Annotated in this window: 12 protein-coding genes; 10 read left to right on the top strand and 2 right to left on the bottom strand. The window is 70.0% G+C overall.

Features of this window, described 5'->3' with window-relative positions; translation table 11 throughout:
• The first annotated feature begins 308 nt into the window (after positions 1–308).
• The 3 genes from ACIP4Y_RS23090 to ACIP4Y_RS23080 all read left to right on the top strand — a co-directional run bounded on the left by ACIP4Y_RS23090 (position 309) and on the right by ACIP4Y_RS23080 (position 3,502).
• Positions 309–992 (top strand): helix-turn-helix transcriptional regulator, encoded by a 684-nt coding sequence (locus ACIP4Y_RS23090; RefSeq protein WP_401396503.1) that lies wholly within the window; start codon positions 309–311, stop codon positions 990–992.
• Between the two features lie 43 nt (positions 993–1,035).
• Positions 1,036–2,118 carry an inositol-3-phosphate synthase gene (locus ACIP4Y_RS23085; RefSeq protein WP_401396501.1) on the top strand — a complete coding sequence of 361 codons (1,083 nt, stop codon included), beginning with the start codon at positions 1,036–1,038 and terminating at the stop codon, positions 2,116–2,118.
• Positions 2,119–2,221: 103 nt separating this feature from the next.
• Complete coding sequence (locus tag ACIP4Y_RS23080; protein ID WP_401396498.1) at positions 2,222–3,502, top strand: MFS transporter; 1,281 nt, start codon at positions 2,222–2,224, stop codon at positions 3,500–3,502.
• Positions 3,503–3,597: 95 nt separating this feature from the next.
• Here the strand turns inward: ACIP4Y_RS23080 and ACIP4Y_RS23075 are convergent, their stop codons facing one another.
• The gene (locus tag ACIP4Y_RS23075) at positions 3,598–5,040 is read right to left on the bottom strand and encodes a CCA tRNA nucleotidyltransferase (protein ID WP_401396495.1); all 1,443 of its coding nucleotides are present in this window, start codon (positions 5,038–5,040) and stop codon (positions 3,598–3,600) included.
• Between the two features lie 259 nt (positions 5,041–5,299).
• Here ACIP4Y_RS23075 and ACIP4Y_RS23070 point away from each other — a divergent pair, with 259 nt between their 5' ends.
• From ACIP4Y_RS23070 to trxA, 7 genes are all read left to right on the top strand, one after another.
• Positions 5,300–7,672 carry a DUF6049 family protein gene (locus tag ACIP4Y_RS23070; RefSeq protein WP_401396492.1) on the top strand — a complete coding sequence of 791 codons (2,373 nt, stop codon included), beginning with the start codon at positions 5,300–5,302 and terminating at the stop codon, positions 7,670–7,672.
• Positions 7,673–7,717: 45 nt separating this feature from the next.
• The gene (gene murJ / locus ACIP4Y_RS23065) at positions 7,718–10,054 is read left to right on the top strand and encodes a murein biosynthesis integral membrane protein MurJ (RefSeq protein ID WP_401396490.1); all 2,337 of its coding nucleotides are present in this window, start codon (positions 7,718–7,720) and stop codon (positions 10,052–10,054) included.
• 118 nt (positions 10,055–10,172) lie between these two features.
• The gene (locus tag ACIP4Y_RS23060; protein WP_401396487.1) at positions 10,173–11,894 is read left to right on the top strand and encodes a protein kinase family protein; all 1,722 of its coding nucleotides are present in this window, start codon (positions 10,173–10,175) and stop codon (positions 11,892–11,894) included.
• 26 nt (positions 11,895–11,920) lie between these two features.
• Positions 11,921–12,670 (top strand): RNA polymerase sigma factor SigM, encoded by a 750-nt coding sequence (gene sigM, locus ACIP4Y_RS23055; RefSeq protein ID WP_401396485.1) that lies wholly within the window; start codon positions 11,921–11,923, stop codon positions 12,668–12,670.
• Positions 12,667–13,569 carry an anti-sigma factor family protein gene (locus ACIP4Y_RS23050; protein WP_401396482.1) on the top strand — a complete coding sequence of 301 codons (903 nt, stop codon included), beginning with the start codon at positions 12,667–12,669 and terminating at the stop codon, positions 13,567–13,569. Before sigM ends, ACIP4Y_RS23050 begins: the two co-directional genes overlap by 4 nt.
• Before the next feature lie 153 nt (positions 13,570–13,722).
• Positions 13,723–14,691, top strand: coding sequence for a thioredoxin-disulfide reductase (gene trxB, locus ACIP4Y_RS23045; protein ID WP_358635771.1), 969 nt, complete (start codon positions 13,723–13,725; stop codon positions 14,689–14,691).
• 48 nt (positions 14,692–14,739) lie between these two features.
• A complete protein-coding gene (gene trxA / locus ACIP4Y_RS23040; RefSeq protein WP_401396478.1) occupies positions 14,740–15,072 on the top strand; it encodes a thioredoxin in 333 nt (110 codons plus the stop codon).
• A gap of 85 nt (positions 15,073–15,157) precedes the next feature.
• Here the strand turns inward: trxA and ACIP4Y_RS23035 are convergent, their stop codons facing one another.
• A complete protein-coding gene (locus ACIP4Y_RS23035; protein WP_208033194.1) occupies positions 15,158–15,775 on the bottom strand; it encodes a GNAT family N-acetyltransferase in 618 nt (205 codons plus the stop codon).
• Positions 15,776–15,909: the final 134 nt, after the last annotated feature.

Below are 15,909 nucleotides of genomic sequence, written 5' to 3'. Positions count from 1 at the left end.
CCTGCATTCACCCGTACTGCACCGGGGACGACGACGCTCCCCAGGCATCACGCGGTTCCCGGTGGTGTGCATGCCGCACAGACTACGCACCACCAAAACCCTCCGAGCCACGAAGTTCACCCCAAAACAGGCAACTTGCCTCCTGCGAATCGGTGATGTGATCCCGTTCACCATCGCCCCCCTTGTCGCGTGCGGTAGGCCGTTCTATCGTCGTGATGTATCGAGTCGATACATCAGCGCGAGATAAAGACGCTGACAGGCACTGCGAGACCTGCGGGAACGACCTGCGGGACCGGGAGGAGGCGACGATGAGCCGGCGCTCCGGCATCCTCGAGTTCGCCGTGCTCGGCCTGCTCCGGGAGTCCCCGATGCACGGCTACGAGCTGCGCAAACGACTCAACACGTCACTCGGTGTGTTCCGTGCGTTCAGCTACGGCACGCTGTACCCCTGCCTCAAGACGCTGGTCGCCAACGGCTGGCTGATCGAGGAACCCGGAAACACGCACGACGACGCCCTCGCCGCTCCGCTCGCCGGACGCCGCGCCAAGATCGTTTACCGGCTGACCGCGGAAGGCAAGGAGCACTTCGAGGAACTGCTCTCGCAGACCGGCCCCGACGCGTACGAGGACGAACATTTCGCCGCACGGTTCGCCTTCTTCGGGCAGACCTCGCGCGATGTGCGCATGCGCGTCCTGGAGGGCCGGCGCAGCCGCCTGGAGGAGCGCCTGGAGAAGATGCGCGCCTCCTTGGCGCGCACCCGGGAGCGCCTCGACGACTACACGCTTGAGCTCCAGCGCCACGGGATGGAGTCCGTGGAGCGCGAAGTGCGCTGGCTGAACGAGCTCATCGAGAGCGAGCGGGCCGGGCGGGATCTGAAGGGTTCCGCATCCGGGGGGTCCGCTCAGCAGGACACCATCAATGGATCGACGGGCGGCCTGCCCCGTCCCGGGGACACCTCCCGGACGGATACGCCCGACGACACCGCCACGTGAGACCCAGTCAGGGCCTCACTCGTACACACAGGGAGCAACCGGAATGGGTTCGGTTCGCGTAGCCATCGTCGGCGTGGGCAACTGCGCCGCGTCGCTGGTGCAGGGAGTCGAGTACTACAAGGACGCCGACCCGGCGTCCAAGGTCCCCGGCCTGATGCACGTGCAGTTCGGTGACTACCACGTGCGCGACGTCGAGTTCGTCGCCGCGTTCGACGTCGACGCCAAGAAGGTCGGTCTCGACCTCGCCGACGCCATCGGCGCCTCCGAGAACAACACCATCAAGATCTGCGACGTGCCCAGCACCGGTGTCACCGTCCAGCGCGGCCACACCCTCGACGGCCTCGGCAAGTACTACCGCGCCACCATCGAGGAGTCCGCCGAGGAGCCGGTCGACGTCGTCCAGGTCCTCAAGGACAAGCAGGTCGACGTTCTGGTCTGCTACCTGCCCGTCGGCTCCGAGGCCGCGGCGAAGTTCTACGCCCAGTGCGCCATCGACGCCAAGGTCGCCTTCGTCAACGCTCTCCCGGTCTTCATCGCCGGCACCAAGGAGTGGGCGGACAAGTTCACCGAGGCCGGTGTGCCGATCGTCGGTGACGACATCAAGTCCCAGGTCGGCGCCACCATCACGCACCGCGTCATGGCAAAGCTGTTCGAGGACCGCGGTGTCATCCTGGACCGCACGATGCAGCTGAACGTCGGCGGCAACATGGACTTCAAGAACATGCTCGAGCGCGAGCGCCTGGAGTCCAAGAAGATCTCCAAGACGCAGGCCGTCACCTCCCAGATCCCCGACCGGGACCTCGGCGAGAAGAACGTCCACATCGGCCCGTCCGACTACGTGGCCTGGCTGGACGACCGCAAGTGGGCGTACGTCCGCCTCGAGGGCCGCGCCTTCGGTGACGTCCCGCTGAACCTGGAGTACAAGCTCGAGGTCTGGGACTCCCCGAACTCCGCGGGTGTCATCATCGACGCCCTGCGCGCCGCGAAGATCGCCAAGGACCGCGGCATCGGCGGCCCGATCCTGTCGGCGTCCTCGTACTTCATGAAGTCCCCGCCGGTCCAGTACTTCGACGACGAGGCCCGCGAGAACGTCGAGAAGTTCATCCGCGGTGAGGTCGAGCGCTAAGGCGCTCGGCGCCGCCGCTCGCACGAGAACGCTCCTGCCAGGGCTGTGAAGGTCCCCGGGTTCCGCGACCCGGGGACCTTCCGCATGTGTGAGGGTGTGATCCATGCCCGTCGTCCGTGACCTGCGCGTCCTGCTGCGCCTGGGGAACTTCCGGCGCCTGCTGTCCGTCCGCCTGCTGTCCCAGGGGGCCGACGGCGTGTACCAGGTCGCACTCGCCGCGTACGTCGTCTTCTCCCCGGAGAAGCAGACCTCGGCCACCGCGATCGCCTCGGCGATGGCGGTCCTGCTGCTCCCTTACTCCCTGGTCGGCCCCTTCGCCGGGGTCCTGCTGGACCGCTGGCGCCGCCGGCAGGTCTTCGTGTACGGAAATCTGCTGCGCGCCCTGCTGGCCGCGGCCACCGCCGCCCTGGTGATCGGCAACGCCCCCGGCTGGCTGTTCTACGCCTCCGCGCTGTGCGTCACCGCCGTCAACCGCTTCGTCCTCGCCGGGTTGTCGGCCGCCCTGCCCCGGGTCGTCGACGCCGAGCGTCTGGTGCTGGCCAACGCGCTCTCCCCGACCGCCGGCACCCTCGCCGCGACCGCCGGCGGGGGCCTGGCCTTCGGCGTACGGATCGTGGCCTCCGGATCCGACGCGGCCGTAGTCCTGTCGGGCGCCTTCCTGTACGGGTGCGCGAGCCTCGCGTCCCTGAGTCTGGCGCCCGGCCTCCTCGGCCCCGACCGGCACCCGGCCCGTCCGCGTCTGGCCACGGTGCTCGCCGAGACGGCAGGTGAGCTGCTCGGTGCCGTCCGGCATCTGGCCGCGCCCCAGCGCAGGGAGGCGGCCTCGGCCCTGGCCGCGATGACGCTGATGCGCTTCTGCTACGGCGCACTCCTCGTCCTGTTGCTCATGCTCTGCCGCTACGCCCTCGCCGACACGCCCGGGGAAGGACTGCGGCTGCTCGGAGTGGCGCTGGCGCTGTCCGGCGCGGGATTCTTCGCGGCGGCGGTGGTGACGCCCTGGGCGGCGGGCCGGCTCGGTCCCGGCCTGTGGATCACGGTGTGCTCAGGGACGGCCATGGTGCTGGAACCTGCCCTGGGTCTTCCGTTCGCCACCGGGCCGCTCATGGTCGCAGCGTTCGTTCTGGGCCTGATCACCCAGGGCGCCAAGATCGCCACGGACACGATCGTCCAGGCCGGCGTGGAGGACGTCTTCCGCGGCCGGATCTTCTCCGTGTACGACGTGCTCTTCAATGTCGCATTCGTCGGCGCGGCCGGAGTGGCAGCGCTGATGCTCCCGCCGGACGGCCGCTCGAGGGTGCTCGTGATGCTCGTCGCCGTCATCTACGGCGTGATCGCCGCCGGCCTGGCTCGCTTCCAGCGACGGCAGGACGTCCAGCACCGGTAAGACGGGGCGAGGGGCGATGTTTCACGTGAAACATCGCCCCTCGGTGCCGCCGCCCCGGACGTGTGTTTCACGTGAAACACCCGTTCGGCGCCCACTCAGCCCTGTGCGGCCCACCACTCCTTGAGAGCCGTGACCGCGGCGTCGTGTTCCATCGGCCCGTTCTCCAGGCGCAGCTCCAGCATGTGCTTGTACGCCTTGCCGACGGCCGGACCGGGACCGATGCCGAGGATCTCCATGATCTGGTTGCCGTCCAGGTCGGGGCGGATCGCGTCCAGCTCCTCCTGCTCCTGGAGCTGGGCGATGCGCTCCTCCAGACCGTCGTAGGCCCGGGACAGCGCCGCCGCCTTCCGCTTGTTGCGCGTGGTGCAGTCGGAACGGGTCAGCTTGTGCAGGCGGTCCAGCAGCGGGCCTGCGTCACGCACGTACCGGCGGACCGCAGAGTCCGTCCACTCCCCGGTGCCGTAGCCGTGGAAGCGCAGATGGAGTTCGACCAGCCGGGAGACGTCCTTCACCAGCTCGTTGGAGTACTTCAGCGCGGTCATGCGCTTCTTGGTCATCTTGGCGCCGACCACCTCGTGGTGGTGGAAGGAGACCCGGCCGTCCTTCTCGAACCGTCGGGTGCGCGGCTTGCCGATGTCGTGCAGCAGCGCGGCCAGGCGGAGCGTGAGGTCCGGGCCGTCCTGCTCCAGCTCGATCGCCTGCTCCAGGACGATCAGCGTGTGCTCGTAGACGTCCTTGTGCCGGTGGTGCTCGTCGCTCTCCAGGCGCAGCGCCGGCAGCTCGGGCAGCACGTGCACGGCGAGCCCGGTGTCGACGAGCAGCGTCAGGCCCTTGCGCGGGTGCGCGGAGAGAATGAGCTTGTTCAGCTCGTCCCGGACCCGCTCCGCCGAGACGATGTCGAGGCGCCCGGCCATCTCGGTCATGGCGGTGACGACTTCGGGGGCCACCGTGAAGTCCAGCTGGGCGGCGAACCGGGCGGCCCGCATCATGCGCAGGGGATCGTCCGAGAAGGACGCCTCTGGCGTGCCCGGCGTGCGCAGCACACGTGCCGCGAGGTCCTCCAGGCCACCATGCGGGTCGATGAACTCCTTCTCCGGCAGTGCCACGGCCATCGCGTTGACCGTGAAGTCACGGCGGACCAGGTCCTCCTCGATCGAGTCGCCGTAGGACACCTCCGGCTTGCGGGAGGTGCGGTCGTACGCCTCCGACCGGTAGGTGGTGATCTCGATCTGGTAGCCACCCTTGTGCGCGCCGACCGTGCCGAAGGCGATTCCGACCTCCCAGACGGCGTCCGCCCATGGTCGGACGATCTTCAGTACGTCCTCGGGGCGGGCGTCGGTCGTGAAGTCCAGGTCGTTGCCGAGACGGCCGAGCAGCGCGTCGCGGACCGATCCGCCGACGAGAGCGAGCGAGAAGCCGGCCTGCTGGAATCGGCGGGCGAGATCGTCGGCGACGGGCGCCACCCGCAGCAGCTCGGCGACCGCGCGCTGCTGCGCCTGGCTCAGGGCGGAGGGAGTGTCTTCGTTGGGGTTCGGCACAACAGAAGAGGGTACGTGCCCCGCGCGACCAGGGGCGCCTCCATTACGGCGGTGCGGACAGCTCCCGGCATACCCGCTGCAAGCACTGCTCTTGCGGCGTACGGCCGCTCTCCCCTCGATACTGGATATAGAGGACGGGCCGCGGCCTGTTCTTCGATCTTGTGCCGGAGACCGCGGCACTTCCGTTCAGCGCGCATCGTTACCATGCGTGGACGCACATTCCGACGACCACTGACGACGACGAGGGACGGGCGAGCGCGTGGCCGAGGCGGCTGACTTCCAGAGGACCAGTGCCTCACCTGCCCGCCGGTGGCTGCGGCGCGCCGGAGCACTGCTCTCCGGAGCACCACTGCTGGCCGGCCTGCTCCAGCTGCCCGCGGCCGGGCCCGCGCAGGCCGCCTCCTCCGACACGGTGTCCGTCTCCCTGGACTCGCTCAGCCCCAGTGCCCCCACGGACGGCGACACGCTGACCGTGTCCGGCACAGTGACCAACAACGGCAAGCAGACCGTCACCGACGCCCATGTGGGGCTGCGGGTGGGCCCCCCGCTGACCACCCGCTCGGCCATCGACTCCGTCGCCCGGCACTCCGACGAGACACAGGGCAGCACCGGCACCGACGTCGGTGACAAGTACGAGGAGAACTTCGACAAGCTGGCCCCGGGCGTCGCCGAGCACTTCACCATCTCCGTCCCCGTGGACAAGCTCGACCTCGACGAGGAGGGGGTCTACGAGTTCGGGGTCGCCCTCTCCGGCCAGACCTCCGCCCAGCCCTGGGACCAGGTGCTCGGCATCCAGCGGACCTTCCTGCCGTGGCAGCCGTCCGACGCCGACACCAAGACCAAGACGACGTTCCTGTGGCCGCTGATCTCCACGGTCCACATGACCGCCAAGACGGGCGCGGGCGAACTGCAGACGCCGGAGTTCCTCGACGACGACCTGGCCAAGGACCTGGCACCGGGCGGGCGGCTGGCCCGGATGGTGGAGCTGGGCAAGGACCTGGACGTCACCTGGGTGATCGACCCGGACCTGCTGGCCTCGGTCGACGCCATGGCCGTCGGCAACTACCGGCTCCAGGGCCCCGACGGCACCAGCACGCCCGGCTCACGGGAGAACCAGACGGTCGCCAAGCAGTGGCTGGCCGGTCTGCAGAAGGCGGTGGCCGGCAAGGAGGTCGTCGCGCTGCCGTTCGGCGACCCGGACCTGGCCTCCCTGGCGCACAGCGGCACGAGCGTCACCGGCTCCCTCAGCCACCTCAAGGACGCCAGCGACGTCGCCGCGATCACCGTCAAGACGGTGCTCCATGTCACGCCGAGCACCGACTTCGCCTGGCCGGCGGACGGCGCCGTGGACCCGTCGATCATGAAGGTCGCGACCTCCGCCGGCGCAGACCGGGTGATCGCCCGCAGCGACAGCCTCCAGGAGACCGCCGGACTGCCGTACACGCCGTCCGCCGCCCGCCCGGTCGGCGGCGGCACCACGGCGGTGGTCGCCGACGCCCGGCTGTCCACGGCGTTCGAGGACGACCTGACGAAGGCGGGCTCGGGCACCCTCGCCGTCCAGCGGTTCCTGGCCCAGAGCCTGGAGCTGAACACGCAGACGGACAAGCAGCGCAGCATCGTCGTCGCTCCGCAGCGGATGCCCACGGCGAGCCAGGCACAGGCGATGGCGGCGGCGCTGAAGGCGCTCCAGGGCGGCACCTGGTCCCAGTCCCAGAACCTCACCGCCGCGGCCAAGGACAAGCCCGACCCGGGCGCCACCACGCGCATCCCGTCGAGGTCCGCCTATCCCTCCTCGCTGCGCCGGCAGCAGCTGCAGAGGACGGCCTTCGAGCAGATCGCCCGCACCCAGGACAAGCTCGACAGGTTCCGGGTGGTCCTCTCCAACCAGTCGCGCGTGGTCACGCCGTTCGGCCGGGCCATAAACCGCGAGATGTCCACGTCCTGGCGCGGCCGGGCCGATGCGGCGGACAGCTACCGCGACGGCGTGGAGGCCTGGGTCGACGACCTGGCGGACCAGGTCAAGCTGATCGACAAGTCGGAGACCAAGCTCTCGGGCCGCAGCGCCACCATCCCGGTGACCGTCCAGAACAACCTCGTCCAGCCCGTCGGCCACCTGGTGCTGCGCCTCACCTCGACCCAGCCGACCCGTCTGAAGATCGGTGGCAAGGCCTACTACGAGCAGCCCGTGGAGATCTCCGGCGGGCACAGCCAGTCGGTGAAGTTCACCACCTCGGCCAACGCCAACGGCCGGGTGACGGTCCTCGCGCAGCTGTTCACCGAGGACGGCCAGCCCTACGGCGACGCCGTCAGCTTCGACGTGAAGGTCACCGAGGTCACGCCCACCGTGATGCTGGTCATCGGCGGCGGCGTCCTGCTCCTGGTGCTCGCCGGTTTCCGGATGTACACCCAGCGCAAGCGCGCCGCCGCCCGGCAGACCGAGGAGGACGGCCCCGGCACGGCGGGGGAGGGCGCGGACGAGCCCGGGAACCCGGGGGCGCCTGGGGACCGTCTCACCGGAGAGTCCGGCTCCGCCTCCGGGGCGGACGACCCGGAGCAGCCGAGTGACCCTGCGCCGGACACCGCACCGGAAAGCGCCGACCCGTCCGGGACGGGTGAGAGAGTGGACCGTTGAGCGATGTCGTGGCCGGTGGGCCCGGGACGATGAGGTGGGGTAAGCATGAACGCGCCGTACGACGGTGACCGCGGTCAGGGCGCGGCCGGCTCGGGCTACCCCGAGCCGCCGCCCGAGCCCGGCCAGGTGCCGCCGCAGCACGCGGCGGACATGTACCTCCAGGACGCCTACGAGCAGGACCCCTACCGGGCGCACGACCTGTCCGCCCAGGACCCGGTCGCCGAGGCGCTGTACGACCGCGCCGCGCACCCGCCGCCTCCCCCGGACCCGTACGACCAGCAGCAGCCGTACGCCCCGCCCGCCCAGTCGCCCTACGCCCCCGACCCGAGCGTGTGGGCGCAGACCCCGGCGCCGGAGCCGGGGGGCGCCACCCAGTACCTCCCCTACGGCGAAGACCCGCGCACGACCCAGTTCGTCGGCGTGGACGACCTGGTCACGCACTCCGGCGAGGAGTACCACGAGCCGGACGCCTTCGCGCATCTCTTCAAGGACCAGCAACAGGGCGGCGGGCACACGCCGACCGATCCCCCGGCCGTCCCGGGACCGGCCGCCGCTCCGGGCGGTGGGCTCGGCCCCGGCCAGTACCCGCAGCCGCACGGTCGGAGTCCGCAGGAGGGCCACCCGTACGCCGGGGCCGGATATCCGGCGCAGTCGTCAGTGCCCGCCCCGGCCGTCGCTCCGGATACAGCCGGTCCGGCCGTGGCCGGCGAGCCGGCGGCCTCCGCGGCCGCGGCCGTTCCCGCCAAGAAGGGCGGGCGGGCCGCCGGGCTGCTGAAGTCCAGCGCGGTCATGGCGGCGGGCACGATGGTCTCCCGTCTCACCGGCTTCGTCCGCTCCGCGCTGATCGCCGCCGCGCTGGGCCTGGGCTTCCTCGCCGACTCCTTCCAGGTGGCCTACCAGCTGCCGACCATGATCTACATCCTCACCGTCGGCGGCGGCCTGAACTCCGTGTTCGTGCCGCAGCTGGTGCGCTCCATGAAGGAGGACAAGGACGGCGGCGAGGCCTTCGCCAACCGGCTGCTGACCCTCGTGATGGTGGCCCTGGCCGCGCTGACCGGGCTCGCGATGCTCGGCGCGCCCCTGCTGGTGCGGGCGCTGGCCAACCCGGTGGCCAACAACCCGGCTGCGAACGAGGTCGCGGTCACCTTCACCCGCTACTTCCTGCCCTCGATCTTCTTCATGGGCGTCCACGTGGTGATGGGTCAGATCCTGAACGCGCGTGGCAAGTTCGGCGCGATGATGTGGACCCCGGTCCTGAACAACATCGTCATCATCGTGACGCTCGGCATGTTCATCTGGGTCTACGGCACCGCCTCGAACTCGCACATGGCGGTCGAGAGCATCCCGCCGGAGGGCCAGCGCCTGCTCGGTGTCGGTGTGCTGCTCGGCCTGGTCGTCCAGGCCCTGGCGATGATCCCCTACCTGCGCGAGACCGGCTTCCGGATCAGGCTGCGCTTCGACTGGCGGGGCCACGGTCTGGGCAAGGCCGCGATGCTCGCCAAGTGGACGGTGCTGTTCGTCCTCGCCAACCAGGCGGGCGCCCTGGTGGTGACCCAGCTGTCCATCGCCGCGGGCAAGGACTCCGGCGTCGCGGGCACCAGCTTCGCCGCCTACGCCAACGCCCAGCTGATCTGGGGTCTGCCGCAGGCCATCATCACCGTGTCCCTGATGGCCGCCCTGCTGCCGCGAATCTCCCGCTCGGCCGCGGAGGGGGACTCGGGTGCCGTCCGTGACGACATCTCCCAGGGCCTGCGCACCACCGCGGTCGCCATCGTGCCCATCGCCTTCGGGTTCATCTCGCTCGGCATCCCGATGTGCACCCTGGTCTTCGGCTCCGCCGGCACCGGCTCGGCCACCAACATGGGCTACATGCTGATGGCCTTCGCCCTCGGTCTGATCCCGTACTCCGTGCAGTACGTCGTGCTGCGTGCCTTCTACGCCTACGAGGACACGCGCACGCCGTTCTACAACACGGTCATCGTGGCCGCGGTCAACGCGGGTGCCGCGGCACTGTGCTACTTCCTGCTGCCGGCGCGCTGGGCGGTCGTCGGAATGGCCGCCGCCTACGGTCTCGCCTACGCCATCGGCGTGGGTGTCGCCTGGCGCCGGCTGCGTACGCGGCTCGGCGGGGACCTGGACGGGTCCCGGGTGCTGCGGACGTACGCACGGCTGGGGATCGCCTCGGTGCCGGCGGCCCTGCTGAGCGGCGCGGCCTGCTACGGCATCGGGAACACCCTCGGCCAGGGCGTGATCGGCTCGTTCGCCGCGCTGCTCGTCGGCGGTGTGATCCTCTTCGGCGTCTTCTTCGTCGCCGCGCGCCGGATGCGCATCGAGGAACTCAACTCGCTCGTCGGCATGGTGCGCGGGCGCCTGGGTCGTTGAGGCGGGGGTAGCCGCACAACCATCGTCCGCCGCCGCGTGTCGTGCATAGCGGCGGACTGTGGGCACAATTGGTTTCGGCGTCGGACAGCGTGCAACGGATGGGGAGGCAGGGACGACGGTGGCGGAACGGAGCACGGCTGCCGTCGACGTGGCAGACAACAGCGGTGAGCAACCGCTGACCGCGGAGACGGACCAGTCCACGGCCGACGGGGTGGCCAAGAACCCGGAGCGGGACACGGACAGTGACGAGGCACAAGGGAGCGGCGGAACCGAGGGTCCCGGACGGAAGGCGTCGCCTCCCGAGCTGCACAGCGGTCACAAGCTCGCCAGACGCTACCGGCTGGAGGAGTGCGTCACCCGTCTGGACGGATTCAGCAGCTGGCGTGCGGTCGACGAGAAACTCCGTCGTGCCGTCGGCGTGCATGTACTGCCCGCGGACCACGCCCGGGCCCGTTCCGTCCTCGCCGCCGCCCGTTCCTCCGCCCTGCTCGGTGATCCACGCTTCGTCCAGGTCCTCGACGCCGTCGAGGAGAACGATCTCGTCTACGTCGTCCACGAGTGGCTGCCCGACGCCACCGAGCTGTCCACGCTCCTCGCCGGCGGCCCGCTGGAGCCGCACGACGCCTACCAGATGGTCAGTCAGGTCGCCTCGGCCATGGCGGCCGCGCACCGGGAAGGCCTCGCCCATCTGCGGCTGAACCCGAACGCCGTACTGCGCGCCTCCACCGGCCAGTGGCGCATCCGGGGCCTGGCGGTGAACGCGGCGCTGCGGGGCATCAGCTCCGACACCCCGCAGCGAGCCGACACCGAGGCGATCGGCGCCCTGCTGTACGCGGCGCTGACCCAGCGCTGGCCCTACGAGAGCGACGCCTACGGCCTGTCCGGCCTGCCCAAGGACATCGGTCTCATCGCCCCGGACCAGGTGCGGGCCGGTGTGCACCGCGGCCTGTCCGAGCTGACCATGCGCGCCCTCGTCAACGACGGGGCCACGGCGTCCCGGCACGAGGCGCCGTGCACCACGCCGGAGGAGCTGGTGAAGGCGATCGGCGAGATGCCGCGCATCCGCCCGCCCGAGCCGGCGTTCACGGCCCCGCCGGAGTACCAGCGCACGACCTACCAGCAGGGCACCTACGGCCGCCCTGCGCCGCACCCCGGTGCCACCCAGCCGATCGGGGCCCCGCCGCCCCCGCTCCAGAGCCGCACCGGCAGGGCCCTGAAGTGGGCGGTGTCGGCCCTGTTGATCGCCGCCCTCGGCCTGGGCAGCTGGCAGCTGGCGGACGCCTTGATGGACCAGAGCGAGAAGTCGGACGACACCCACAAGACCCAGACGACGGACGGCGGCGACAAGAACGTCGTGAAGCCGAAGCCGACCCCGATAAAGGTCCAGAACGGCCAGGAGTTCGTCGCCAAGGGCGACCCCCAGAACTCCGGCGCCGAATCGAAGACCTACGACGGCGACACGTCGACGTACTGGAAGACCAAGAGCTACAACGAGGGACCGACGTTCGCGCCGTACAAGCCGGGCGTCGGCATCGTGTACGACCTCGGCTCGGCGAAGAAGCTCAGCACCGCCACCCTCGACCTGCGCTACGGCGGTGACCACACGACGGTCGAGCTGTACGCTGCGGACTCGCTGACGCCGGCGTCGCTGGACTCCATGACGAAGATCGGCAGCGTCACGACCACGGGCACCAACGCCACGGTGAAGGTCACCAAGCCGGTCGAGACGCAGTACGTCCTCGTCTGGCTGACGGCCGTGCCGAACTCGGGGTACGACTCCACTCTGTACGCCAGTGCCGGCTTCAAGCAGGCCATCGGCGAAGTGAAGTTCACGGGCTGACGTCTCACCCGGACCGGAGGGGGCAGATGGCGGAGGGCGCCGGATACGACGGAGTGGGCGACCGCGACCTGCTCGCCCGTCACGTGGAAGGCGACCCCGAGGCCTTCGGTGAGATCGTGCGGCGGCACCGGGACCGGCTCTGGGCGGTGGCCCTGCGGACCCTGGGGGACCGCGAGGAGGCCGCTGACGCGGTGCAGGACGCCCTGGTGTCGGCCTACCGGGCCGCCCACACCTTCCGGGGCCAGTCGGCCGTCACGACCTGGCTGCACCGGATCACGGTGAACGCCTGCCTGGACCGGGCGCGCAAGGCGGCCTCGCGCAAGACGGCCCCGGTCGACGACACCGAGCGGCTGGAGCAGCTGCTGGAGCCGCACGAGTCCGCCTCGGCGCCGGCCGAGCGGAAGGATGTGCACCGCCAGCTCCTCGAAGCGCTCGGCACCCTTCCGCCGGAGCAGCGGGCCGCGTTGATCCTTGTGGACATGCAGGGCTATCCCGTGGCGGAGGCCGCGCGGATCCTGGACGTGCCGACGGGAACGGTGAAGAGCCGATGCGCCCGGGGCAGAGCCAGACTGTTCCCCCTGCTGACGCACCTGCGCCCCGAAGGAACCGCAGACCCAGCACCGGGCGGTACCGGGAGCGCGAAAGAAGCCCGTCCGGGACGGAACCGGGGACAGGGGCCATCCGTCCCACCGGCAACGGGGTCCCCGGGCGGGCGCCCCAAGGACGCGGGACCAAGCGATTCAGCCGTAGCGAAGGGCGGAGGTGGGCGAGCGTGACTTCCACGACAGACACGGCCGGGCACCCGGACGTCGCCGAGATCTCCGACCTCACCGAAGGCGTGCTGCCACCGGACCGCGGCACGGACGTACGGCGCCATCTGGACGCATGCGAGGCGTGCGCGGACGTGTATGCCCAGCTGGAGGAGATCCGCGATCTGCTGGGCTCGGTGCCTGCACCGGAGCGGATGCCGGACGATGTGTCGGCGCGTATCGACGCCGCCCTTGCCGCCGAGGCACCGCTGACCGCAGGCGACGAAGACACCACGGGCCGTGTTTCACGTGAAACATCGACCTCCGCCGATCACCCTGCGGACCTCCCCGCCGACCGCCCCGCGGGGCGTCCGCGTGCGGCGACCGGACCGGGACGCAAGGACAAACGAGGGAGGCGGCGCGGACGGCTCGTGCTGGGTGCCGTTCTCACGGCCGCGGTACTGGGTGCCGGAAGCCTCGTCCTGACCTCGCTCGGCGACAACGGCGATCACACGACGGCCCACGGCACCCCGACCGCCTCCGCCGAGACCTTCTCGGGTGACAGCGTGCAGCACCAGGTGAAGACCCTCCTCATCACCAAGAAGGGTTTGCAGCGGGGCAGCGAGAGGCCCCGGCTGAACTCCGACGGCGGGTCCGACACCCCCGGCTCGACCGAGGGGCCGAACACCTTGATCCAGACCACGGTTCCGGTCCCCGACTGCGTCCGGCAGGCGCTCCGGCAGAGCGCTGACGTCCTGGGCGCCAAGACGGGAACGTATGCGGGGAAGGCCGCCTACCTCGTCGTCGTGGCCGACACCCAGGACAGCAAGCGGGTCACCGCGTACGTGGTCGACGCAGCCTGCGTACACCAGCAGACGGCTTCGACCGGCACCGTTCTGCTGAAGCAGTCCGTCTCGCGTCCCTGAGTCGGCTGGAACACACCTTCGGCCGTCCCCGGGCGCGCGTGTGCCCGGACACACCGGGAATGCGCGCCCCGTAGGATCCGTTGGGTGGGGTGAGAGTCCCGAAAGGGACTCGCACCGGTCGACTGATGCAGACCAGAGACGAGGAATCAAGCCGTGAGCGACGTCCGTAACGTGATCATCATCGGCTCCGGGCCCGCAGGCTACACGGCGGCGCTGTACACCGCCCGCGCGTCGCTGAAGCCCCTGGTGTTCGAAGGCGCCGTCACCGCGGGTGGTGCACTGATGAACACCACCGAGGTGGAGAACTTCCCGGGCTTCCGCGACGGCATCATGGGTCCCGACCTCATGGACAACATGCGTGCCCAGGCCGAACGCTTCGGCGCCGAGCTGGTTCCGGACGACATCGTCTCCGTCGACCTGACCGGTGAGATCAAGACCGTCACCGACACCGCGGGCACCGTCCACCGGGCGAAGGCCGTCATCGTCACCACCGGCTCGCAGCACCGCAAGCTGGGCCTGCCGAACGAGGACGCGCTCTCCGGCCGTGGTGTCTCCTGGTGCGCCACCTGTGACGGCTTCTTCTTCAGGGAGCACGACATCGCCGTGATCGGTGGTGGCGACACCGCGATGGAGGAGGCCACCTTCCTGTCGCGGTTCGCCAAGTCCGTGACGGTCGTCCACCGCCGCGACACCCTGCGCGCCTCCAAGGCGATGCAGGAGCGCGCCTTCGGCGACCCGAAGATCAAGTTCGTCTGGGACAGCGAGGTCGCCGAGATCCAGGGCGACCAGAAGCTCTCCGGCCTGAAGCTGCGCAACGTGAAGACCGGCGAGCTGTCCGAGCTGCCCGTGACGGGTCTGTTCATCGCGATCGGCCACGACCCGCGCACCGAGCTGTTCAAGGGCCAGCTGGACCTGGACGAGGAGGGCTACCTGAAGGTCGCCGCCCCGTCCACCCGCACCAACGTGGCCGGTGTCTTCGCCGCCGGTGACGTGGTCGACCACACGTACCGTCAGGCGATCACCGCGGCCGGCACCGGCTGCTCCGCCGCTCTGGACGCCGAGCGTTACCTCGCCGCCCTCGCCGACGAGGAGCAGGCGGAACCCGAGAAGACCGCAGTCTGACCTTCCCCTCTCCCCGCCCCACCGCACGACCAAGGTAAGGAGCCCACTGTGGCCGGCAACCTGAAGATTGTGACCGACGACTCCTTCGATCAGGAAGTCCTCAAGAACGACAAGCCTGTCCTCGTGGACTTCTGGGCGGACTGGTGCGGTCCGTGCCGCCAGATCGCTCCGTCCCTGGAGGCGATCGCCGCCGAGCACGGCGACAAGATCGAGATCGTCAAGCTGAACATCGACGAGAACCCGGGCACGGCCGCCAAGTACGGCGTCATGTCCATCCCGACCCTGAACGTCTACCAGGGCGGCGAGGTTGCCAAGACCATCGTCGGCGCCAAGCCCAGGGCCGCGCTCCTGCGCGACCTCGAAGAGTTCATCGCCGAGTGACGTTTCACGTGAAACACGAATGGGCCAACCCCCTCGGGTTGGCCCATTCGCATTGAACGGCCATGCGCGCGGCCGCTGCCCAGGACTACAGCGGCCTGAGCGCCGGCTCCTTCTGGACCGCTCCCAGGAGCCGGTCGAGTGCCATCTCCACGTCTTCCTTCCAGGAGAGCGTGGACCGCAGCTCCAGCCGCAGCCGGGGATGCGTGGGATGCTGCCGGACCGTCTTGAAGCCCACGGCCAGGAGATGGTCGGCGGGCAGCAGACAGGCGGGCTCCTTCCAGCGGGCGTCCCCGAACGCCTCGATCGCCTTGAAGCCCCGGCGCAGCAGATCCTTGGCCACCGCCTGCACCAGCACTCGGCCCAGCCCCTGCCCCTGATAGCCGGGCATGACGAAGGCCGTCATCAGCTGGACGGCGTCCGGCGACACCGGGCTCGTGGGGAAGGCCGTCGAGCGTGGGACGTAGGCCGGCGGAGCGTAGAGGACGAATCCCGCCGGTACGTCATCCACGTACACCACCCGGCCGCACGACCCCCAGTCCAGCAGGACGGCGGAGATCCAGGCTTCCTTCTCCAGTGCGGCCGTGCCCGCCTTCACTGCCGCTTCGCCGCTGACGGGGTCGAGCTCCCAGAAGACGCACGAGCGGCAACGATGGGGAACGTCCTGAAGGTTGTCCAGCGTAAGCGGCACGAGCCGACGCCCCATGAAGGCTGATCCTCGCTTCCTTCACCCGCCGCATCGCGAGCGACTGTCAGAGCGCTGCAGATGCTGTCCGGTGGATGTGCCTTACCTGATCGCATCGTATCCACGATGGGATTCACTCGATACCGCCTCAAAGC

It is taken from the genome of Streptomyces sp. NPDC088810, assembly GCF_044750305.1.
Classification (GTDB): Bacteria; Actinomycetota; Actinomycetes; order Streptomycetales; family Streptomycetaceae; genus Streptomyces.
This window is presented reverse-complemented; position numbering and strand designations above follow the sequence as displayed.